We start from the raw sequence: 22,983 nt of genomic DNA, 5'->3' as shown, positions 1-22,983 counted from the left end.
ATTAGATGAGCCCTCTCCCTGCCAATTCACTTTGAGTCTTATTTCGACCAAAGTTCCACACGATCCTGCACCATTTTTGTAAATTCAGCATTCAGTTTTGCTACACCTGCATCATCAAGATCTTTTAGAAATGCATCATAGATTTTATCGAAGTCTGCTGGTTTAGCAAGAATCGCTTCAGGGATACGTTTTTTCATAATATCTTGTGTTTTTTGGAAAATAACGTTTGCTTGCGAGCCCGTCTCGAACGGAAGTGTCCAAGCTGCGCCATATTTGCGAACAGGGAATGCATCGTCAGCAGGCCATAGGTCTCTGTACGTTTTCGCATTGTATTTCGCTAGCGTCTTCTTGTCTTCTTCGGAATAAGCCGTTTGAATTTGCTCAGGGAATGTCGTCGTATAGTAGTTTCCAGAAGGATCCTTCACGCCATCGCCGTAGCGAGCAGAAATCAAGTAGTTGCCAATACCTGTCGTTTTCTTGAATGTATTGCCGTCATTTGATTTTTGAGCTTGAACATCTGCAGGAATAACACGTTTTCCGCCTTCTACATTGTAATGCTTGCCTTCAATACCCCAGTTCACTAATACTTGACCTTCATCTGATGCAAGGTAATCAAGGAATTTGATTAAGCGTACTGGATCTTTGGCATCCTTTGTAATCCCAATTCCATAACCAGATAGGTAACCTGTGCCTTGGAAGGAGTGATCTTGGAATGTATCATTCAGCGTTACAGGAAAACGAGCGTAAGTTGATTTAAAATTGCCAGCTGCTTTCAAAGCGTTTTCTGCTTCGCCATAATCCCAGTTTTGGTCAATCAGTCCAAGCACACGGCCGGAAGCAATTTTTGATTTATATTGATCATATTTTTGAACGAAGCTTTCTTTATCAAGCAAACCGATATCGTTCATATGGTTCAGCCAACGGAAATACTCTCTTTCCTCAGGACGCTGGTAATGCATGATCGCTTCATGTGTGTCTTGATTAACGAAAAACTCGCCATCATCTGGAGCACCTGTTGCATAGAAAGCCGGGTTTGTAACTGAAATTAGAATTTGCCATTCACCGCCGTTAAGCGACATGCCGATTGTCGGCTGGCCATCAGCTGTTTTAGGGTTCTTCTCAATATAAGCTTTGATTGCAGCTTCATAGTCTTGTACCGTTTTGATTTCTGGATAACCTGCAGCTTCAAGCACTTGATGCTGCAATTGGAAACCGCCGCCTGCTTCGAAGTAGGTTTGTCCTACGCCGTCTTGAGGAAGCACATAAATCGCGTCGTCATCTTTGCTCCAACGAAGACGATTAAAGTATTCGCCGTAAATCTTTTTCAAGTTCGGTGCGTGCTCCTCAATCAAAGGTCGAAGATCGATCAGTGCGCCAGCATCAACCAGTTTGCCTGCGCTGCCTTTTGGCATAACCATATCTGGAAACTCGTCGCTTGCTACCATAAGGGCAAACATATCTGTGTCACTGCCGCCGACAGGGAATTCTTGTTTAATCGTAATTCCTGTTTTATCTACAATAAATTGCCCTACATCTGACTTCATATCATCCCAGCTCGGGTTCGCGTCGCCAGAAGCGATACGAATCGTAATCGGATCACCCTTCTCCGGCTCTGCTGCATTTGTTGGTGAATTCGTGGAATTGCCTGGTGCGTTCGTTTCTTTATTTTTGCCGCCTTCATTATTCGAATTGCCGCATGCCGTGACAAATACGAATACAAGTGCCAATACCAAGCTTAAAGCCATTTGCATTTTTCTTTTCATTGCTTGAAAGCCTCCCTTTTTCTCGTTCATCATGCTCGTGTATATAACAGGAAACCTGCTATTACCAATATTAACTTTTTACTGCGCCAAGCGTCATGCCTTTGACAAAATACTTCTGAAGGAAAGGATAAACTAGCAAAATCGGTACCGTAACGACGATCGTAATCGCCATCTTGATAGACTCCGGTGAAACCGACGCCAGCGTTTGCTGCGCATTAGGGTCACGGTAATTACTGCCCGTTTGCGTGGATAGCAGCACCTTCATCAGCTCATACTGCAGTGTCGTATTCTCTGGACTCCTATTATTGAACAAGTAAGTATCAAACCAAGCGTTCCAGTGTCCAACAGCAATATACAAAGCAATTGTAGCGAGTACAGGCTGACAAAGCGGAAGGATAACCTTCCAAAATATAGTCCAATCATTTGCCCCATCAATTTTGGCTGATTCTTGGAGTGCATACGGAAGCCCGTCAATATAAGAGCGGACGATGAACACGTTCCAAACGCTCAAAATAGCAGGAATGATGTAAACCGAAAACGTACCAATCAAACCTAAGTTTTTCATAAGCAGAAACCCTGGAATGAGACCGCCTGAGAAATACATCGTGAGTGCGAATACGACGGACATCCATCTTCTTGCTTGGAAGTCTGGACGACTTAAGGTGTAAGCCATCATGGATGCCGACAACACCCCAATGAGCGTTCCCAAAACGGTACGAATAACCGAGTTTTTGAAGCCTACAAGCAGTCCCTCAAAGCCGAAAATCGTCTCGTAATTTTTGAGTGTAAATTCGCGAGGGTATATAGTTAAACCGCCTCTTACCGTATCTACCGAATCATTAAATGATATCGCTAGTACATTCAGGAACGGATACAACGTTACGATAGCAACGATGATCATGAATACATAAATGCATGTGTCAAAAACTTTATCGCCTGTACTTCTTCTCATAGCTCCTTGCATGTACCGCACCTCCTATATGATTGATTCTTTGGTGACTCGTTTGTAAATTCCGTTCGCGATAAACACTAATAGGATGCTGACGACGGAGTTAAAGATACCGATTGCCGTACCATACGAATATCGGCTCATTTGAATACCGTACTTCAGCGCATAAAGATCGAGCACTTCTGAAAAATCGGATACAAGAGGATTTCCTAACAAAAACTGTTTCTCAAAGCCAATGCTGATTAAATGACCGATCGATAATATGAATAGCACCATAAAGGTTGTTCTAATTCCCGGTAATGTAATATGCCACATTTTGCGGAATCGGCCTGCCCCATCGACAGTCGATGCTTCATAAAGCTCAGGATCTATTCCCGCCATCGCAGCTAAAAAGATAATGGAATTCCAGCCCATTTCCTTCCACAAATCCGATAAGGTTACGACGCTCCAGAACCATTCGCCCTTGGCCATAAACTGAATCGGCGTATCAATGATGTTAAGATACATCAATAATTGATTAATCGCACCGCCGTCTGTTGACAGCATCTTCGTTACAAGCCCCGCAACAACAACCCAAGATACAAAGTGCGGCAAATATGAAATGGTTTGTACTGAGCGCTTAAAAAACTGCCCTCTTATTTCATTCAGCAATAGAGCAAAAATAACTGGAATCGTAAACCCTACGATAAGCCCCATCGTACTCATTGCCAGCGTGTTTCGCAAAACGATATAAAATCTTTCGTCTTGAAACAGCTCTACGAAATTGTCAAAGCCTACCCATTTTTGATTCAATATCCCGTTTTTCGGCTTATAATTCTGAAATGCGGTCAACCAGCCCCATACCGGCACATAGCTGAATAGGAAGATCCAGATGACGAATGGCAGCGACATCATGTACAAGTAACGCTGCTGAATGGCTTTGAACCAAAATCGATTCCTTTTGTTTGTCGCCCTTAACTGCTTAGGACTATCTGTTAGCGGTTTCATAGCTGCTCCTCCTACTGTTTCTGCTTCGTGCAAAAACGTCTTCGCAAGCTACCTTAGGTGGTGAGTAGCTTACCCTCTCTTATCTGTACTTATCATAAACGATAGAACCTATCCTCCGGCACCCATATAATTAGACCTAAAATCATATGAAAATACGTTCTTTCAAGCGCTTTCATAACCGTTGGTTATATAAAAAAAATAAAAAAAACATCTAGCTCGCCAGCGACTCTATCAGTCCTGTGAAATAGATGTTTGTAATAATAAGATTATAGGAACAACAGCTTCCTATTCCAAAGCCGTTCTACCAGAAATACTTTTAAAGGATGAGGGCGATACCCCTTTATACTTTTTAAATTTACTATGGAAATAATCAACATTCGCATATCCGACCCGTTCCGACACCTGATGAACCTTGAGCCCCTCCTGCAGCAGCCCAATGGCATGCTGTATTCGCACTTGATCCAAATACGTGTTGAAATGCTCACCCGTATAGTTTTTGAACATTTTGCCTAAATAGCCGCTATTGTAATTAAAAAGATCAGCCAGCGTTTCCAGCTTAATATTTTCGCTATAATGACGTTCAATAAAGTCAGTCATTTGTTTCATGACCGACAAGCTGTCTGATTTCGAAGTTTTCATCGCCAGCTCCGACAGACGGGTTTGCAGCTGCGCAATCATTTCCTCATAATGATGGGCAAGGTACAGGGCGGTAATCATCGACAGATCCTCATGAAGCGATAGCTGCGGATTAGACAAGGCCGCTTTATTTAGTACGATCGTGAGAAGCTGCGCCCAGCTCGATTTGACGAACGGCTCGGAACAATCATAAGCGATAATTTGATTGGACGCCTCCTGCATCGCGTTGTCCATTCCCTCTTTGCTCCCGATATCCAGCATATAATAAATCTTTTGAGCAAGGCTTTCGATTGATAATTGATTGCTAAGCTTAGCCTCCGCCTGCTGTCTTTCCTCGGCTAAAGACGCCATATGGATGAACTGTCCTTGCAGCATGAACCGCTGCTTCAATAAGTCGTGAATGGGCATGGACCATTTTTGCAGCTCCGCGGGTTCGCGAACGGGTTCGCTTGCCGCAGCTGCAAATTTCACCTTCGTTCCGCAGCATTCCTCGATCCACAGCTTCATTTGCTCGCGCGAGCCATTTTGGAGCATATAATCTTTAAGCAATATCCCAATATAAGGCTCGGCAGAAAAAACCCAGCCGATTTGCTTCTCTTCAACAATGTCTGTCAGCTTCTTCTTGAGTGTTGCATTCAGTGTAAGGGAATGTTCCCTGCTGTAGAGCTCGATCAACATCAGCTGGTAATATTTCGCAGGCTCACCCAATAATGTTTTCAGCTCGTGACTGTTAGCCGTATTTGCATCCAGCTTCCCGCTTGAGAGCTGATACAGCATCTCCTCACGCAGTAAAGCAACCGATTGCTCTGTGTTTTGGCGCTGCTCCGACTGACTTTGGAGCTGAGCAGAGACACGTTCGACATAGCTCTCCAGCTCATCTTCATCGATCGGCTTTAAAATATAACCATCCACATTATGCGCGATCGCTTGCTTAGCATAATTGAACTCCGCATAGCCGCTCAAAATTAAAAAATGACAGCTATTGTCTGTTTTCCTTATTTCCTCAATCGCTTGTAGTCCATCCATGCCAGGCATGCGGATATCAATCAGAATCAAATCAGGACTCAGCACGCCGTGCTTCTCGACTGCCTCGCGTCCATTGGATGCTGTCCCTGCGACGGCAAATCCGTATTTGCTCCAATCAACTAATGTTTGCAGTCCTTCTCGAATCATCGGTTCATCGTCTACAATGAGTACTTTATGCAAGCGAATGACCCCCTATTGGAATTTCAAAAGTAATGCGTGTACCCGCTCCAAGCTCGCTCTTCAGCGTCAAGCCATATCCGTCCCCATAGATCATGACCAGCCGCTGATGGACATTGCGCAGCCCGATTCGGTATTCTTCCTCTTCTTCCATATCATGCAGCGATTCATTGATTTCATTAATCTTTTCATCGCTGATTCCTACGCCATTGTCGGATACCTCAACCCGAAGCATATGATCACTGACCTCTGTCTTTAACCATACGAATCCGCCCTCAGCAACATTTTCAAGACCATGCACAACAGCATTCTCGATGAGAGGCTGAATAATAAGCGGCGGAATTTCGATCTCCTGACCGTTAGCATCGATATCCAGGCGAAACGTCAATCGATCGTTACCGTATCTGAATTTTTGAATTTCCAAATAGCAGCGCACCATTTCCAGTTCATCCTTTAATGCAATTTTGCGCGCGCCTATTTCTAAATTTCGACGAATCATTTTACCAAGCATACGAACGATTGAAGAAATCTCTGTCTCGCCCTTGATATGAGCCTTCATTCGAATCGATTCAAGCGCGTTAAACAAAAAATGAGGATTGATTTGGCTGGCCATCATTTTCAGCTTAATTTCCTTCTGTCTAAGCTGCAGCTGGGCCTGTTGTTTATGCGATTCCGCTACCTCGTCCATTAAGCCGCGAATACTTACGACCATGTTGTTGAATTGCTTGGACAGGATGCCAATCTCGTCATTGCCTGTCACATGCGAAATCACGTTCAAATCTCCCATCGCTACTTTGTTCAAATCTTTATTCAGGACCAGCATCCGTTTCGATATAATCGCAGAAAAAATATAAATCATAACGAAGGCTATAACTAAGCTTAGTAAAATAATGCCTAGCCCAAGCAAGCTTATGCGATTAGCTCCACTTACAATACTATCAATTGTAAATACCGATACGATTTTCAAACGATTAAAGCTTGATTCAGGCTGAAGATCCTCGATAACAATTTTCGAAGGTTTTCCTTCGTATTTGAATTCATAGGTGCCTGCTGCTTTATTCGTCAGTTTACTGGCAAAGTCTAATTCAGCAATATTTTTACCTACCCATTCGGGGTTTTTCGCTGCAATCATATAACCATTGTCATCAATAATCATCGTATCAAACGGCTCTTGGCTAATCATCGCATTAAGCTCATCCTGATTCACGCCTATCACTAGTACGCCGCTTGTCCGATACGTTGGGAACGTGATCTTGCGAATCAGACTCAAATAACGGCGGTTATTTTTGGTTTCATCCTTAATGTATTCCCAGTGAATGCCGTCGCGCTTCATTGCTGACTTATACCAGTCTGTTTCCGCAATGGGATCGGTAACTTTCAGAAACTCCCAATTGTCGAGTATCGTCATATTCGTCGTATAAAAGCGTATGTTGTAGACTTCACTGTATAGTTTAATGTAATCTTTAAAATCACGGTAATCCCAAAACGCCTTAACGACATCAAACGTGGAGCTGTATTGCGTGTTGACGACGTTCGTTAACCTGCTATCGACCAGCAGCTTGTCGGAAATTTCGATTGGCATGCGTATAATATCCAAGGTCTGCTTCTTAATTCGCTCGACGTTATTCGTAATTTGCTGGGTCGCTTGATCAAGTACATTTTGCCTAAAAGCGACGGTAAGAAAAATGCCTACGATAAGCACCGGTACAAAAACAACGAGAATAAAAGAAATAATAAGTTTCTTTTTAATTCGAATATTGTTCATTCTTTGCCCCATTGTTCGAATGCTCTTCTTCATACAATCGGCTCCTCCTTAAAGCTTTGCGCAGCAAACTTCATTCGTTAGTATCGGCTGAGGTAAGCGTTTACTTTTTCGCGTAAAATTTTAAGGCATCTACATTATAATGCTGGTAATCTGCCGTGCCTACATCACTAATTCAATATTTTATCATATGAAAATTAGACAAAATGGAAGCGCTGCCTATACGATGCAAAAATCCCGCTCTTAAGAGAGCGGAATTCGGTAGGATGAGTGCTCTTCAACGATATGCTCGCCTTTGTTGTACAACCATTTGAAAGCAAAACGATCGCCTGCATAATTTGTTCTGCTGCGAATATCCGGCACAATAACCGTTTCAAAATGATCGATGATCGTCTGCTGCAGCGAGGCAAGGCGTTCTTCATTGGCATCCGCCTGCTGCTCTGCTTCCTCTTCCGATTGTGCGGTCTGCGAGAAGTAAGCAACTGCTGCCTCCCGATCACTAATGGATTCAGGCAAGGGATGTCCTGACCCCCGAAAGATTTCTTTCACCGTATTTATCCAATCTTTATACAAGTTGATTTCAATGTCGTTTGCCATATGGACTAGCTCCTCTGTCGATGCTCATTATTCATTTAAAGAATAAAGCGGCATTACATAAAAAGCAACCATAACCGCAAAAACGGAGCTGCAACAAGCGCTATTCAGCACCTGAAGACAGCTCCGTATGAAGTTGCTCTTATTATTGGAAGCGGAAGAAGCTCAGCTTCACACTTTCCGTCAAACCAATTACCAGATCGCCTCTCAGCTTGCAGCTTGGCAGATCAATACGAATCGTTTGCCATTCTTGCTCACCGCTTGACTCAACCGAGCATGAGCCTCTAAAAACAGCGGACGGGCTGATCATCTGAATAGACAACTCTCCGCCTTGAGCGCCGCCGCTAACGCGAGCTTCAAATACACTTGGGCCGTTTGACCAATCAACATCATTAAATTTGATCCAGCCCTCTGCTTGCGATAAACGGACTGCCGTTCCGCCTTCCTTGCTCTCATCCAAATAAACATGCGCATAATCATCATAGTTTTCCGCGCGCGTCTGCAAGGATAACTGACGTTGTGGAATGGTCTCGCCTTCGATTGTTATTGTACCCTCAGTAAGGAGATGTGCAGAGGAGGCACCAGCTGCAAACGTATAAGCCGCCGATTCAAGGCAGAAACGGTCCCGTGTTACATCCCAAATAGCAAGCTCTTCTGCTGGAACTACAAGTTCTACTTGCTTCGTCTCTCCAGGCTGGAATGCAATCCGCGTGAAGCCAACCAGCTTCTTAAGCGGACGCTGTACCCTTGAGCCCTCCACTCGTACATATAATTGGACAACCTCATCCGCTGCGATGTCGCTCTCATTTGTAACCTGCAGTTTCACCGTTACACTGCCGTTCATACTCGCAGCGTTATTCGTAATCTCAAGCGGACCGTATCGGAATGAACCGTAGCTAAGACCATAACCAAATGGATACAACGGTTCACCATCGAAATAAAGATATGTTCGTTTTCCTTTCAAAATATCATAATCCATTAGATCGGTTAACTGCTCTTCTGATTTGTACCAAGTCATATTCAAGCGTCCAGCCGGCGAATAATCACCGAATAAAACGTCAGCAATGGCATTGCCCAGCTCTTGACCCGCATGTGATAAATAAACAATCGCTGGAACTTGCTCGTTTACTTTATTAAGTGCAAATGGGTAACTTCCAATAACTACGACGACCGTGTTCGGATTAGCAGCGAATACCGCGCTAATTAATTCATTTTGCGAAGCGGCAAGGTCAAGGCTTGGACGATCGATTTCTTCTTTCCCGTTAATAAGCGGATTATTGCCTACGAAAACAATTGCCGTTTCTGCTGCTTTGGCTGCAGCTGCCGCTTCTGCAATTCCGTTCGTAATGACATCTTTAGAGAACAGCTCGCTTGCTCCAATATCCGCTAATTCCGTAACTTGAAGGGAATCTGCGCCGCCATTAGGAGCAGTGACCAGCTTGCCGTTCCAAGTTCGTATCGCAAATTTCTCTTCGGATTGCTCATCAAGCTTGAACACTTCCTTCACATACCAGCCAAAAGCTTCGCTTGCAGCTGCTGCAATGTTGACATCATCTGCGCTTGTAAGCAGCTTGCCGGAATCCATGCTCTCTAGCGTATAACTGCCCCAGCCCCAATCCGTCACCTCAAATGTATCGCCTTCCTCATCCAAATCAGTCGCTTGCAGGCGGTTTGCATGGTCTGTGGATGTGCGCAATACTTTTCCATTCGCAGCTGATTTCAATCGAACGCGATCATTGCCGCTGCTGAATGTTACTTCTTTGCCGGCAAGCTTGCTCTTGATGCCTTCAAGTGGTGTTACTTTGTACGGCAGTGATCCAGAGTACCAGTCTCGGTATACAACGTCAGCAAGCGGCCCGATCACTGCTACACGGCTTAACTTTTCTTTATTCAACGGCAACGTTTTGTTCTCATTTTTGAGCAAAACAATCGACTCTTGTGCAGCTCGCAGCGATAATTGTCCATGCTCCGGCGCACATAGTTTCGATTCCGGCATATCCGCGTATGGATTCCCTTCAGCGGGATCGAACTCTCCTAAGCGGAAACGTACACGGAAGGTGTTAATGAGTGCTTTATTCAAATCCTGCTCTGACAGCAGCCCTTCTGACAAAGCTTCGCGAATAGCCGCACATGATTTTTCTTTATCATCCGTTATGCTGTCGATGCCTGCTTTGATGGAATGAGCTACTGCCTCCTTATAAGAATCATAATAGTGATGATCGTTGACGATACCAAGCAAATCTCCCGCATCGCTGACGATGAAGCCGTTCATGCCCCATTCCGCTTTCACTACTTTGTTTACATCCTCGTGCAAAATAGTAGGCGTGCCATTAACCGAGTTGTACGAGGTCATCATCGAATGAGCGCCGCCCTTGACGAAAGCAGGCTTGAACGCTGCTTGATAATATTCCTTCATATTGCGCGGATCGATGCTTGCCGAGCAGCTGCCGCGATTGATTTCATTGTTATTGCCGATAAAATGCTTCAAGGTCGCTACCGCTTTAAAATACAGCGGGTGATCGCCTTGAATGCCCTGTACCAGCGAGGCTGTTAGCTCACCTGTCAGCTTAGGATCTTCTCCATAAGCCTCTTCTGTTCTTCCCCAGCGCGGATCTCGCTCCATATCCACCGTTGGCGCCCACAGCGTCAAGCCGTTGATGGCCGGGTTTCGCTGAAAGTAAACGCGTGCTTCGTCACCGATTGCAGAACCTACTTCCTTCAGCAGCACGGGATTCCAAGTGCAGCCAAGCCCGATGGGCTGAGGGAACGTGGTCGCTTCGCCTAACCACGCCATTCCATGAGCTGCTTCCGTCCCATGTTTGTACGGCTTTACGCCTAATCGCTTTATTTCAGGCTGGTATTGAACCATCGATTCAATTTTCTCAGCTAGCGTAAAACGTGAAACAAGATCGGTTACCCGTTCTTCAAGCGGAAGCTCTAAATTTTCAAATGGAAAACGTATACTGGTCGTCATAACGCTTACTCCCCCTCTATCGTGGATGTTAATATGCTATACCATTCATTTTTGTTTGTTGAAAATGGCTTTGACGCATCGATAGCTGTACCGTCAGAAGCAACAACGGTAATGGATTCCTTCGATCGCAAGCTGCAAATCGATCCGTGTGTGGATTGCATACGGCCAGCCGTCAGCTTGCCATCTGTCCATTCCATATCGACAACAAACCCTCCACGCGCTTTAAGACCTTTCACGCAACCTGCCGGCCATGCACCCGGAAGCGCTGGCAGAAGCTCGATATAACCCAAATGGCTTTGCAGAAGAAGCTCTGCAATGCCCGCCGTACCGCCAAAGTTCCCATCGATTTGAAACGGTGGATGATCATCGAACAAATTCGGATGCGTAGAGCGTGCAAGCAAAGTATGGATAAAATGATAAGAAGACTTCGAATCCTTCAGCCTCGCAAATAAGTTAATTAACCACGCACAGCTCCAGCCTGTATGGCCGCCTCCGTGGTTTATGCGGCTCTCAAGTGAAAGGCGGCCCGCTTCCACAAGCTCCGAAGTTGTTTCTTGATTGATGGACGTACCTGGATATAAGCCATATAGATGAGATACGTGACGATGCCCAGGCTCATGCTCCTCAAAATAATCATGCCATTCCTGCAATTGTCCATTAGGCGCAATTTGCAGCGGAGGAAGCTTGCTCCTCGCTGCTTCTAGCTGCTGCTTGAAAGATGCATCGATTCCGAGCAAGCTCGCAGCTGCTGCACAATGATCAAACAGCTCGCCAATTAAAGTAATGTCCATAGCAGATGACTCAGCAACACTGCTAACCTCGCCTTGTGCGGTCAGAAATTTATTCTCTGGCGACGTGGATGGCGAAGTCATCAGCTGCCCTTTGCTGTTCTCCTGAAGCCAATCCAAACAAAATAAAGCTGCGCCCTTCATTAAGGGATAAGCTTTTTCTCTCAAAAAGGCTTCACTCGGATGATATAAATAATGCTCCCATAAATGCTGCGTCAGCCAAACGCCGCCAAGCGGCCAGAAAGCCCAGCTTGGATGGCCGGCTGTCGGCGTTGATGTCCGCCATAAATCCACATTATGATGCGCTACCCAGCCTGCACTGTTGTAATGAATAGCCGCGGTACGGGCTCCCGTGATGCTGAGTTCCTCAATCAAGCGAAACAAAGGCTCATGGCATTCGCTCAAATTCCCTATTTCCGCCGGCCAATAATTCATTTGCGTATTAATATTCGTCGTATAGTCGCTGTTCCAAGGCGGCTGAACCCGGTCATTCCATATGCCTTGCAGATTAGCCGGCTGCGTGCCTGGCCGCGAACTTGCCATAAGCAAATATCGGCCGTATTGGAAATATAGCGCTTCCAATGCAGGATCTTGTTTGCCCTGCTTATAGTTTTCCAGCCGCTCATCTGTCGGCAATTGAGCTTGTGCCGTCCGCCCCAAATCGAGCTGCACGCGTTGAAACAAGCTTCGATGATCCTCTACATGGCGCTCTCGAAGCTGTTCATAGCTAAATGTTAATGCTTTCTCCAGTAGGCGATCGTTTTGCTCGGCCAGTTCAGCAGCAGTTTTGTCTGGCTGAACATCAAAATTCACAAAGCTTGTTGCTGCGCTTAATAGAAATATAGCCGAGCTTGCCCCTTGAATATTTATTTGCTTATCGCTGTTTATCGATAGTTTGCCGCCTTCTATCTTGACCATCAGTTTTCCTTGAAACGTAATGCCGCGATCATTCTCATACTGTACAGCCAGCGGATGATCGCCCAAATAATTGTCTGCTACATGACTTGGACAACGACCGTGAAGTACGATAGCGTCGCTGCCTGCTATCTCGATTCCATACTGTACGGAGGAAGTCATCGCTGCTGTAAGCTCTAGCAGATCTTCTCCTTCTGACTCGTATCTAACGCATAATACTTGATCCACCGCGCTAACGAACATCTCGCGCGAGTAAACCGTTTTACCCACTTGAAACCGTGCAGCAACGATGCCTGCATCGATATCAAGCTTGCGAATGTAATCTGGAGCCTGATCAAGGGCGTTTTCAAAATGCTGCTCTATAAACAAGTCGCCCATCGGTTGATAGGACTCTGTGTTTGTTCCGAGCATCTTCGCCTCGATTAACTGCTCCGCCTCAACAAATCTTTTATCTGATATGAAGTCCCGGGCTCGCTTTAAATAGCGCAGCGCTTCGTAATTGTTCGTATCCCGCGGAAAGCCTGACCACAATGTATCTTCATTTAATTGAATGCGTTCTTGTTCCACGCCGCCAAATACCATACCGCCTAACCGGCCATTCCCAATGGGCAGTGCTTCCTCCCATCGTGAAGACGCCTGCCTATACCAAAGGTTTAACGGATGAAGCTGCTCTGCTTTATATCCCATGTTTTTGGTCTCCTATTATCGCTCTGTTCACAGCGTTTAAAAAAACAGTTATTATTCATCATAACGGAATAGCCCTGCTCAACAGTACCCAATACATTTCATGAAAAATCATGTCAAAATTAGCGTTTTTCGATTTCTCGCTAAATAATAAAAAATCGCTGCAAGCACGATGATGTGTGCTTGCAGCGATGTAATTCACAGTCATATTATATTTGAAGGAGTATTTCTTACAGACCAGCTGCGCCAAATACTTTATCAAAGCCTGCTTTGGAGCGCTGCGCCAGCTCTTCCGGCGTTTGCAATTCCGCTTCTGATGATAAGATCTCCTGTGACACAGCACCTTTATAGCCAATACGATTAAGTGCTTGCAGGAATCCGACTAAATCAATTACACCTTCACCAGGATATACGCGGCCGTTGTCGAGTGCTTCCTCAACCGGTACGTCCGGCGCGTCATTGATATGAACATGGACGATTTGCTCTGGACGAAGCGCTTCAATATCAGCAACAGTCAGGCTGTTCGTATACCAGTGATAGGCATCAAACAACAATCCTACATTGCTCTCACCGATTGCGTCGATCCACTCCAATGTTTCCTCGAGCGTCCAAATAAATGGATTTTCCCAACGCGTCCGCAAATGATGCGGGCCAACAAATTCAAGGCCAAGGCGAATGCCATAAGCGCCTAGAATTTGAGCGCAAGTACGCAATCTGCGAGTTGCAAGTGCCATGAAGCGAGCTGCTTTCAAATCTGTTGAAGGCAAAATATAGGTGCAGCAGCTTGTACAGCCTAGAGCCGCAGCCGCAGCCGCTGAGGAAGCCAGCTTCTCCAATCCTTCAAGAAAAGCTTCTTCCGTTGTTCTCCATTCTACTGGAAGACCAATGGAGCCAATTACTACGCCATTGCTTGCAAGAAGCTCACGCGCTTGCTCTACACCATAACGATTAATTAGCGACGCCGCATCCAAATCTACAGCTTGAAATCCATACGCGCCAGCGAGCTTAATTAGATGCTCATCACTTTCGATTCGACCAAGACCCGCTCCAGTTAAACCTCTCAACATACAAATTCCTCCTCATTCTACAATTAATTATAATTAATTTAGATTCCAGTCCAGCTTCACTTCATTGCCTGTGCGCGATGATTCATAAATTGCATCAAGCACAAGATTGTTCGTCAAACCAGTCAATACGGAAGTAATTGGCTGTTTATCTTCACGAATACATGCAAGGAAGTGACGGCTAAGACGAGCGCGCTCACCTTCATCATTGTCTGCTTTGCTCAAAACACTTTCAATCGGGCGATCAAATTTTTCTGTAAGCAGCTTGCCTTCAGCACCGCGATAGCTTGCGCCGCCTTCTGAGCCCATTACATGGATAAACGGTGAATTGTCCGTATCCATATGAACAGCCCAGCTCACTTCAAGCGAGAGTGTACTGCCGTCTTCCATTTTGATTAGCGCCGTAGCCAAGTCCTCAACATCATACGTTCCGTCCCAATCCGGTGTACCCCATGTGCCAATCCCTTTACGGTTTGGGCCAAACTCTGCATAGGTTGATCCATATACGGAAACCGGCTTTGGATTGCCCATCAAATACAGCGCAAGGTCAAGCATGTGAACGCCGATATCGATAAGCGGGCCGCCGCCCGATTGATCCATTTGTGTAAACCATGTGCCCCAGCCCGGAATGCCCTTGCGGCGAAACCAGCCCGTTTTGGCTGTATAAATTTTGCCAAGCTCACCACGGTCGATTTGCTCTTTAATTTGCATCGCAACAGATTCCCAGCGCATTTGATGAGCGACCATGACGACACGGTCTGCTGCTTCGCTTGCTCTCAATATTTGACGAGCAGCATCGCTGTTAATGCCCATCGGCTTCTCTATCAACACATGCTTGCCCGCTTCAAGAGCTTGAACGGCAAGCGGAGCATGGAATTGGTTAGGAACACCGATGATGACCGCATCGATGTCAGCTCGCTGAATCAACTCTTCATTGGAAGCCGCAACATGCTCAATACCATATTGCTTGGCTGCTTTCTCTGCCCGATTCAAATCCAGATCAGTAATCGCCGTAATGATACACTCTTCGCCAAGCTTAGAAAATTCTCCTGCATGGACGTTGCCAATATTTCCTGCACCGATAATACCTATTCTAATCTTATTTTCTGTAGTCAATGAAATTCCTCCTATAATTTTGAATGAACCCTTGCTCAGCAATAAGCACTCGTTTTTCGTAACGCTTGATCTCTTCATTTATGTTAGAATAAACGGGATGAGAAATCGTGCTTGTTTTTCGATAAAAGTCTCAGATTTTCGGAGGAATGCATTCATTCATGACCTACATACCTGACTATTTGAAAACGTATCCAAATATGAATACCTCTTCTCCCCTCCATATTAGCCTAAACCGTCTTTACCATGGCTTTAGGCCGCATCGCCATGACTTTTTGGAGTTCTCTTATGTTATAGACGGAAGAGGCTCTGAATCGATCAACGATGCAAAACATCAAATGCTGCCCGGCACTTTTACGTTTGTGCTTCCTTATCAGGTGCATGAACTATTTACCGAGCCCGGGAGTACACTTGTTCTTTATAATTGTATGTTTAGCATGGACTTGCTGATGGAGCCTGGACAAGAGGAAGGCCTTATGGACCTCATCGATCAGAATACTCTGCCGCCATCTGTTCAACTTAGCGGTGCTGATAATGAACGAATGAAGCATTTAATAGAAGATATGTTTCGTGAGTATGCGGGGCAGGAGCCTTGGCGCCGAACGATGCTGCAAGTGCGGTTGAAGGAAATATTAGCTTTCTTTGATCGTTATCGCCGCAATATTGCGCCGTCTGTTCCAGCCTCAAGGCTTGCTTCCAAATCGAGTGCCTCGGTTTGGCCGATCATTCATTATATTCATCAACATTATCAAGACGAGCTTGCGCTATCTGATCTTGCAAGCCGCTTTTCACTGAGCATGTCTCGCATAAGTGAAGTAATTAAACAAACGACTGGACAAACATTCGTACATTTCCTGCATGATTTGCGCTTGCGGCATGCCTGCAGCCTGCTTGTTTCTACCGATATGAGCGTCGCTGAAATTGCGCTGGAGGTTGGTTATGGCTCATACAAAACCTTCTCCCGTATTTTCCGTGAAACCAAGGGCATCGTTCCGAAGGATTACCGTAAAATGAAGCTTAGTCAGGAGCAGCCAGGCAAGTAGCCGAGGCTAATAAACAAACAAGGGCTGCCTAGAGTAGATCAATCTACTTCTAGGACAGCCCTTGCTCTGTTATGTGTTTAATGAAAAATAGACAAAATGAGGAATAAGATAGCTAGCATGACATAAATGACAAGCGAAACGATCATTAAAGTCCGCTTATTCACAGCGTTACTCCCCTCCCAGCACCAATTAGGCTATACACCAACATTGTATGTGGGCGGGGAATGCGCGGAAATTGTCCTAATGAGAAAATCGTCCACTCGGATTAAACGGCTGCTTTGGCTTTGCGATCCGATGGCAGCAAAATCGTCAGCATGCCGAGCAAAGGCAAATAGGACGTGCAGCGAATGACAAACTCAATACCCATGGAATCTGCCAAATTGCCGAGCACCGCCGAACCAATGCCCCCGAGACCAAACGCCATTCCGAAAAACACACCTGATACGAGGCCAACCCGCCCAGGAAGCAATTCGTTCGCATAAACTAAAATAACAGAAAATGCCGAGGCCAAGATTAAACCGGCAAAAAAGATTAAAATAACGGAAAATGTTAAATTAGCATAAGGAAGCAGCAGCGCAAATGGTGCAGTTCCTAGGATCGAGAACCAGATCAAGCTGCGACGGCTGAACTTATCTGCGAGCACCCCGCCGAGAAGCAAGCCAATAACATTCGCTGCAAGAAAGACAAACAATACGATTTGAGCATGACTGACAGAGAGTCCAAAATGCTCGATGGCATAAAACGAGTAATAGCTGCTGATCGCAGAAATATAGACGTTTTTGGAAAATACAAGAATCATTAAAATCGTTATGGCAAATACAACTTTACCGGAGGACACATTAAGTTTGGAAACCGGCTTTGCCGCTTGCTTCGTACTCTTTCTTGGCTCAAGAGCGAGCTGCTTGCCGTACCATTTGGCTACATTAAATTGAATGACAATTCCAATCGTAACGACCAGAGCAAACCAGATCACACCGCGCTGACCTGTGTGCACGAACAGAACAGCAGTCATGATTGGTGCAAGCGATTGTCCAATATTTCCGCCAAATTGAAAGATCGACTGCCCTGTACCTTTTTTCGTCCCAGCCGCCAAATAGGAAACCCGCGCAGAAGCTGGATGGAAAACGGCTGAACCAATTCCAATTAACATAACAGCGACCATGACCATCCAGAACTGCGAAGCATACGAAAGAGCAGCAACGCCCCCCATTGTGAACAGCATGCCAATAGGCAGCAGCATCGGCTTCGGATGCGAGTCAGATAAAATGCCGACAACAGGCTGCAGCAGCGCTGCAGTTAAATTAATCATCAAAGAGATCAATCCAATTTGAGCAAAGCTCAGTGAAAGCGAGTCCTTCAAAATAGGAAATAATGCCGGTACGACCGATTGAATCGTGTCATTAATCAAATGCACGAAGCTAATGGCAAACAACAGTGGGTATATCGTTTTTAAAGCGGACGGTGATGTTGCGATTGAAGCTTGAGTACTAGACATACAGTTTTCTCCTTACTCCAAATAGAATGTAATATGTAATATATCGCATATTATATTTCCTTAAGCAAATAAAAGCAATAAATTCCTTTTTAAAATTTTTGGCATTTGCTTCAATGAATGATCCTGCGATATATTATATATTGTCGAAACTGTTATCCTATCACTTTCATAATGAAACCAAAAAATAAAGGAGGATCCCCTCTGCCTATTCCAACTGATTATTCAACACCCGTTAGACTATCCGCCAAGGAGCGTACCTTAAGCCAGCTGCAAAAATGGATTATCGACGGCACGCTTCAGCCCGGTGAGAAGCTTAACGATTCAGAGCTTGCCGAGGCACTTGGCGTCAGCCGCACACCGATTAGGGAAGCCTTTCAATTGCTTGAGGTTCAAGGACTCATTCAAATGTTTCCTGGAAAAGAGACGCGAGTCACGACGCTAGCCAAGGAAGATATCCTTAAGCTGTATGCGCCCCTTACAGCCCTTCAAGCATTAGCAGCTGAGCTTGCTGCCGACAATATTCAACCAGAGCATATTGAACAGCTGCGTGCTATTAATGCCAGCTTTAATGAAAAAGTTAGTGAAGAGCAGCTCTATGAAGCGATGGAATATGATGAAGAGTTTCATGAAACGATACTGCAAATTGCCAATAATCAGCATATACTCACCTTCTGCTCCTCGCTTCAATTACATATAAGAAGATACAAATATATTTTCTTCAAACGTCCGAGCTGGGAGACCCATACGGCTGCAGCGGATCATGAGTACATCATCCAAGCGCTTGAAGCACGTAATGGTGAAGAAGCCTCACGTTTGATGAAGCTTAATTTAAATAGGCCTCTTGAGCATCTGGACAAAATTCTTTGAGCGATCCGTACCACATCTGATGATAACCAAAAAAGTGATTAAGCCGACCAGTAAGTCGCTTAATCACTTTTTTTAGTTAAACCGATCCTTCCATAGCATGCTCTACGTCTGAATCCGTTGCCCCGTCTGGAATGATTCAATCGCTGCATGGGCTAGCTGAAGCGCTCTGCGCCCCGCCGCAGCGTGAATTGGCGGTGCTTCACCCGCACGAAATGCACCGAGCAAATGTTCAAAATGTTTGTCGAACGTAAGATGGAATTCTCGCTCCTTATCATTGAAGTAACCCGCTTGCCATACTTCGGCTGTTTCGCTGCCCGAGCGTTGAAACGTAAATTTCTTCACTGTATCTTCAATGGTCACTCTGCCCTTTAAGCCATTAAGCTCCATCGCATGAGTCTGTGCGTATGCATACGAGGAGTCATAAGATCCGAGCAGTGTTCCTACTGCGCCGGATTGAAATTGCAGTGCTAATGCCATGGTAGAGAAACCGTTTCCGGTTTTATCTGTCATTTGTGCCATCACCGATGCAATCGGGCCGCATAAATGCTCAAGCATATCAAATCCGTGACACTGGGTTTCGATTAAGTTGCCGTGCGGATGATCACTTGTTCCTTCACCGCCAAATCGCCAAGAAGCGAATATAAGCTCTCCTAACTGTCCCGCATCCATCGCTTCTTTAGCCTTATGAACAGCTGTCGCATAGCGGTGATTAAAATTAATCGCAAAAAACAGCTCCCGCTTCGCTGCTTCCGCAAGCAATAAATCAGCTTCCCCTAGATCAAATACGAGCGGCTTTTCCACCAATAATGGAACACCTGCTTGAATAACCTGCAAGGTCGCATCAAAATGTCCTTGATTCGGCAAGCATAAGCTGACGAGGTCAGGCCGTTCCGTCTCCAGCATCTCCGCGATGCTCGTATAGGCATTTGTCCCAAACTCATCTGCTCTTGCCCTGGTTCGGTCAGCATCTCGTCCAACAACGGCACAAAAATCAACATCCTTACGCGCATTAAAAATACGAGCATGGTGGTATCCCCAGCCACCAGCTCCGATTAAGGCAACCTTCACTCGCCCCTCACTGCTCATTGCTCAATGACCACCTTTCCCGTATCCCCTTTGAAAAACAACTCAAATGCTTCTTGCATCGATTGTGGTCCAAAACGGTGCGTGATGATTTGACTTAAGTATGGCAGGTGTTCACCCATCAAACGATGATTAGCCTCTAGCTCGCTAAACGGAAAATACTCACTGCCAAGCACGGCTCTCTCTGTTGCTATCAAATCGGAGGATACTTGCAAATTTAGCTGCTCGCCATGACCAATGCATACGAGTACACCGCGATGATTCAGTGCATGCAAAGCTGCTTCGCGAGCTGTTGTTCTACCGCTCGTATCGAATGCTGCATCTATACGGCCCAAGCCTGCGGCTGCCAATCCCGCTTCAAGTGTTGTTTCCCCCAAATGGATCGGAATAGCACCCATTCTCTCTGCGAGTTCTAAACGATACGGTGTAAAATCCATAATGAATACAGGCAGCTCTTTGCCCAGCAGCAGCTTCGCCATCGCCAGCACCGCTAGACCAATCGGACCTGCACCGGCAATAAGGATGGATTCGATATCACCATGCACAAGCTGCGCTCTGCGAATCGCATGACCGCCTGTCCCCATGATATCAAGCAATATCGTTGCTTCTGCCAACGGAATGGCAGCATCCACAGCAAAAAACACATTTTCGTTCACGACCATATAAGGCCCGTAACCGCCATCATGAGAGAAGCCATAATCTGCACGCTTGCTTAAGCATTGGTTCGTGTACCCTCGCTTGCAGCTGCGGCATTGCCCGCAAAAATCCATTAAGAAAACAACGCCATGTGTACCTAGATCCGTTTTGGTATTTGTGCCTGCTGCGACAACGATGCCTGCTGCCTCATGACCAGGCGTCGCTTCAGAACCGCTGTAGAACTGTCCACGCTCTGATCCGCATAAAGCGTTTGCTTTGACCTGGAGCAGCAGCTGGCCTGGTCCAGGGGCAGGCACCGATTTCTCGATATAGTCAATTTTCCCGTTTCCCAAAAATCTTGGTGCACTCATCACGTCAGGTATCATTAAGCTCATTCGTATACCCCTCCATTTTCATGTCATTATCCTCGATAGTTTCTATTGCTTACCTCTATAATAAAGCTAATAATAAAGGTAATCATGTAAAAAACATCGAAATAACTTGTCAAAAACAATGATAATGATCTCACTAATCGTATGAATTGGAGGCAATTAGGAATGAATACGCAGCTGCATAACTGGAATGACCATCCCGTGCTGCCGTTTATACGGCTTTGCTATCGCTTTAAAGAAACGTCATTTTTTCAAGGTGAACGGCGTCTGCTCGATTATTTGTTTTTATATATGGAAGAAGGCCGTTATTTGCTTACGGTTGAGGGGGTTGAATATGAGCTGCTACCTGGCGACTTTGCACTTATTCAGCCTGGAATGCTCTTCACAACGAGAGGATATGGGAGCTGCGTAGTACCAAACACTCATCTTGATTTTTTTTATAATCCGAACCGAGAAAGAAGCTTTGTAACGACGCCCGGCCAGACAAACTTGGAGCCGTATTCGGATTTGAAGCAGCCGCAGTTAAACGAATTTCCAAACCTGCAGCTGCCCGTCAAGCTGAAGCCGCGACATCCAGAATCGTTCAAAAAGCTGCTGAACCAAATGATTGAGCATTTTAGCCACAACGACATACAAAACGTGCTGCATGCCCAAAAGCTGGCAATGGAGCTGCTCCTTCTATTAATCGGCGACTTTGAGACGACAGGCTCTTTGGCATTCGAGGATCAGCAGTTCGTAACAAAGATGAAAGCTTTTATTTCCTTTCACCTATCTGGAACAATCACGGTGGAGTCGATGGCGAAGCATGCAGGATATTCCGAATCCCATTTCAACGTTATTTTTCATCACTATTTTGGAGCAACGCCCCATCAGTTTCTCGTTCATTTACGTTTGGAGAAAGCAAGCGAGCTGTTAGCCACAACCGGACTTAAGCTCGACTTAATTGCGGAGTATTGCGGATTCGCCAACGCCTCACATTTCTCGAAAGCGTTCAAGAAAAGTTATGGCCTATCACCAAGGGAATTCAGAAATGCGCAAGAAAAATCCTTTTCATAAAATAAAGGCAGTCTAAAACACCGATTACGTGTTTGAGACTGCCTCTTCAATATATTTATACTTCCTTGCCTTCAGTACGCTCATAATAACGTCCAATTTCAATTACTAATGCGCCCATTCGCTCCAGCTCGGGAACGATGATTCTTTCCACGCCGTACTCCTTCAAAGCTGCAGCCGTTACTTTACCTACTGCGGCAGCCACGATATGCTGATTAAAGATGTTCAACAAAAGCTCCTTGCGGCCCGATTCGATTGCATGCTTGAACAAATAGTGCACCTGCACCGCAGTCGTGAAGCAGACCGTATCGACCGTGCCGGCAGAAAGCTCGCTAAGCAGCAGCTCGACTGTAGCAGCATCCGGCGGAACATGCTTATAGGGCAGCACCGCTTCTACTTGCGAAGCACCCTTATTTTCGAGAAAACGCACTAGTTTCGGAGCTGGCTCGCCATGAAGCTGTATCCACACCCTTTGCCCTTCAAAATCAAAGGCTTCGAGGTTTTCTATGAGTCCATCCATCGTTCCATCATCCGTGCTAACGATCGCTTTCAGGTCTGAACGTTTAAGAAATGCAGACGTTTTGTAGCCTCTTGTCGCAATTTTCGCCTCAGCCAGCCTACCAAGCACCGCTTGTTTAATGCCGATGCTGTCGGCTGTGTTGACGATCTGATCCGATCCCATGCCTGTCGTCAAAATAACCCAATCCGCGCCCTGCTCAGCGAAGTTTCGCAATGGCTCTTCCAACAGCGCTTCATCAAACATCGTCAAGCCTTGAAGCGAACGCACAATTGGAACGCCGCCTTGTTTTTCAATAACCATGCACATCTCATCCGTTTTCCGAGATCCAGCAATTACGATTTGTTTCCCTTGCAATGCGTTTATCCCCATCGTTATCAAGCCACCGTACTTTCGGTAAATTTGCCTTAGCCGACGTCATTATAACAGATGATGCCATAATACGCACCCATTATGTGACAATCT

17 protein-coding genes are annotated in these 22,983 nt (G+C 45.6%); 3 read left to right on the top strand and 14 right to left on the bottom strand.

From position 1 onward, the window contains the following. Positions 1 to 38: 38 nt before the first annotated feature. From AC1DM9_RS10890 to AC1DM9_RS10845, 10 genes are all read right to left on the bottom strand, one after another. Positions 39 to 1,763 (bottom strand): ABC transporter substrate-binding protein, encoded by a 1,725-nt coding sequence (locus AC1DM9_RS10890; protein WP_339208536.1) that lies wholly within the window; start codon positions 1,761 to 1,763, stop codon positions 39 to 41. Positions 1,764 to 1,833: 70 nt separating this feature from the next. Further along, positions 1,834 to 2,727: a carbohydrate ABC transporter permease gene (locus AC1DM9_RS10885; protein WP_430061753.1), complete on the bottom strand. Its 894-nt coding sequence runs from the start codon at positions 2,725 to 2,727 to the stop codon at positions 1,834 to 1,836. A gap of 12 nt (positions 2,728 to 2,739) precedes the next feature. Then, a complete protein-coding gene (locus AC1DM9_RS10880; RefSeq protein ID WP_441882142.1) occupies positions 2,740 to 3,699 on the bottom strand; it encodes an ABC transporter permease in 960 nt (319 codons plus the stop codon). Between the two features lie 285 nt (positions 3,700 to 3,984). After that, positions 3,985 to 5,541: a response regulator transcription factor gene (locus tag AC1DM9_RS10875; RefSeq protein ID WP_477511211.1), complete on the bottom strand. Its 1,557-nt coding sequence runs from the start codon at positions 5,539 to 5,541 to the stop codon at positions 3,985 to 3,987. Then, entirely contained in the window at positions 5,534 to 7,336 is a 1,803-nt protein-coding gene (locus tag AC1DM9_RS10870; protein ID WP_477579946.1) for a cache domain-containing sensor histidine kinase, read from the bottom strand. The genes AC1DM9_RS10875 and AC1DM9_RS10870 overlap by 8 nt, the downstream gene beginning before the upstream one ends. A 207-nt stretch (positions 7,337 to 7,543) precedes the next feature. Then, positions 7,544 to 7,897 carry a hypothetical protein gene (locus AC1DM9_RS10865; RefSeq protein ID WP_477579944.1) on the bottom strand — a complete coding sequence of 118 codons (354 nt, stop codon included), beginning with the start codon at positions 7,895 to 7,897 and terminating at the stop codon, positions 7,544 to 7,546. A 142-nt stretch (positions 7,898 to 8,039) separates the two neighbouring features. Then, positions 8,040 to 10,868, bottom strand: a complete 2,829-nt coding sequence (locus AC1DM9_RS10860) for a glycoside hydrolase family 3 C-terminal domain-containing protein (RefSeq protein WP_477579942.1) — start codon at positions 10,866 to 10,868, stop codon at positions 8,040 to 8,042. A gap of 5 nt (positions 10,869 to 10,873) precedes the next feature. After that, positions 10,874 to 13,258, bottom strand: a complete 2,385-nt coding sequence (locus tag AC1DM9_RS10855; protein ID WP_477579940.1) for a glycoside hydrolase family 95 protein — start codon at positions 13,256 to 13,258, stop codon at positions 10,874 to 10,876. Between the two features lie 227 nt (positions 13,259 to 13,485). Further along, on the bottom strand, positions 13,486 to 14,322 hold the full coding sequence (locus tag AC1DM9_RS10850; RefSeq protein WP_441882124.1) for a sugar phosphate isomerase/epimerase family protein: 837 nt from the start codon (positions 14,320 to 14,322) through the stop codon (positions 13,486 to 13,488). 33 nt (positions 14,323 to 14,355) lie between these two features. Beyond that, the gene (locus AC1DM9_RS10845) at positions 14,356 to 15,435 is read right to left on the bottom strand and encodes a Gfo/Idh/MocA family protein (RefSeq protein WP_441882121.1); all 1,080 of its coding nucleotides are present in this window, start codon (positions 15,433 to 15,435) and stop codon (positions 14,356 to 14,358) included. Positions 15,436 to 15,593: 158 nt separating this feature from the next. Between AC1DM9_RS10845 and AC1DM9_RS10840 the strand changes: the two genes are divergently transcribed. Then, complete coding sequence (locus AC1DM9_RS10840) at positions 15,594 to 16,475, top strand: helix-turn-helix domain-containing protein (protein ID WP_477511217.1); 882 nt, start codon at positions 15,594 to 15,596, stop codon at positions 16,473 to 16,475. Positions 16,476 to 16,740: 265 nt separating this feature from the next. Here AC1DM9_RS10840 and AC1DM9_RS10835 read toward each other — a convergent pair whose 3' ends face one another. Next, on the bottom strand, positions 16,741 to 17,970 hold the full coding sequence (locus tag AC1DM9_RS10835) for an MFS transporter (RefSeq protein WP_441882115.1): 1,230 nt from the start codon (positions 17,968 to 17,970) through the stop codon (positions 16,741 to 16,743). A 171-nt stretch (positions 17,971 to 18,141) separates the two neighbouring features. Between AC1DM9_RS10835 and AC1DM9_RS10830 the strand changes: the two genes are divergently transcribed. Further along, a complete protein-coding gene (locus AC1DM9_RS10830; RefSeq protein WP_430061766.1) occupies positions 18,142 to 18,837 on the top strand; it encodes a GntR family transcriptional regulator in 696 nt (231 codons plus the stop codon). Between the two features lie 102 nt (positions 18,838 to 18,939). Here AC1DM9_RS10830 and AC1DM9_RS10825 read toward each other — a convergent pair whose 3' ends face one another. Further along, positions 18,940 to 19,923 (bottom strand): Gfo/Idh/MocA family protein, encoded by a 984-nt coding sequence (locus AC1DM9_RS10825; protein ID WP_477511219.1) that lies wholly within the window; start codon positions 19,921 to 19,923, stop codon positions 18,940 to 18,942. Then, a complete protein-coding gene (locus AC1DM9_RS10820; protein ID WP_477579936.1) occupies positions 19,920 to 20,951 on the bottom strand; it encodes an alcohol dehydrogenase catalytic domain-containing protein in 1,032 nt (343 codons plus the stop codon). Before AC1DM9_RS10820 ends, AC1DM9_RS10825 begins: the two co-directional genes overlap by 4 nt. 162 nt (positions 20,952 to 21,113) lie before the next feature. On the opposite strand from AC1DM9_RS10820, the gene AC1DM9_RS10815 reads away from it, so the two are divergent. Then, positions 21,114 to 22,004, top strand: coding sequence for a helix-turn-helix domain-containing protein (locus AC1DM9_RS10815; RefSeq protein WP_477511221.1), 891 nt, complete (start codon positions 21,114 to 21,116; stop codon positions 22,002 to 22,004). Positions 22,005 to 22,059: 55 nt separating this feature from the next. Here the strand turns inward: AC1DM9_RS10815 and AC1DM9_RS10810 are convergent, their stop codons facing one another. After that, positions 22,060 to 22,890, bottom strand: coding sequence for a uroporphyrinogen-III synthase (locus AC1DM9_RS10810; protein WP_475448546.1), 831 nt, complete (start codon positions 22,888 to 22,890; stop codon positions 22,060 to 22,062). Between the last annotated feature and the right edge of the window lie 93 nt (positions 22,891 to 22,983).

The sequence above is a fragment of the Paenibacillus sp. 01T431 genome (assembly GCF_056398625.1).
Note: the sequence above shows the minus strand (reverse complement) of the source record. Positions and strands in the feature narration are given on the sequence as shown.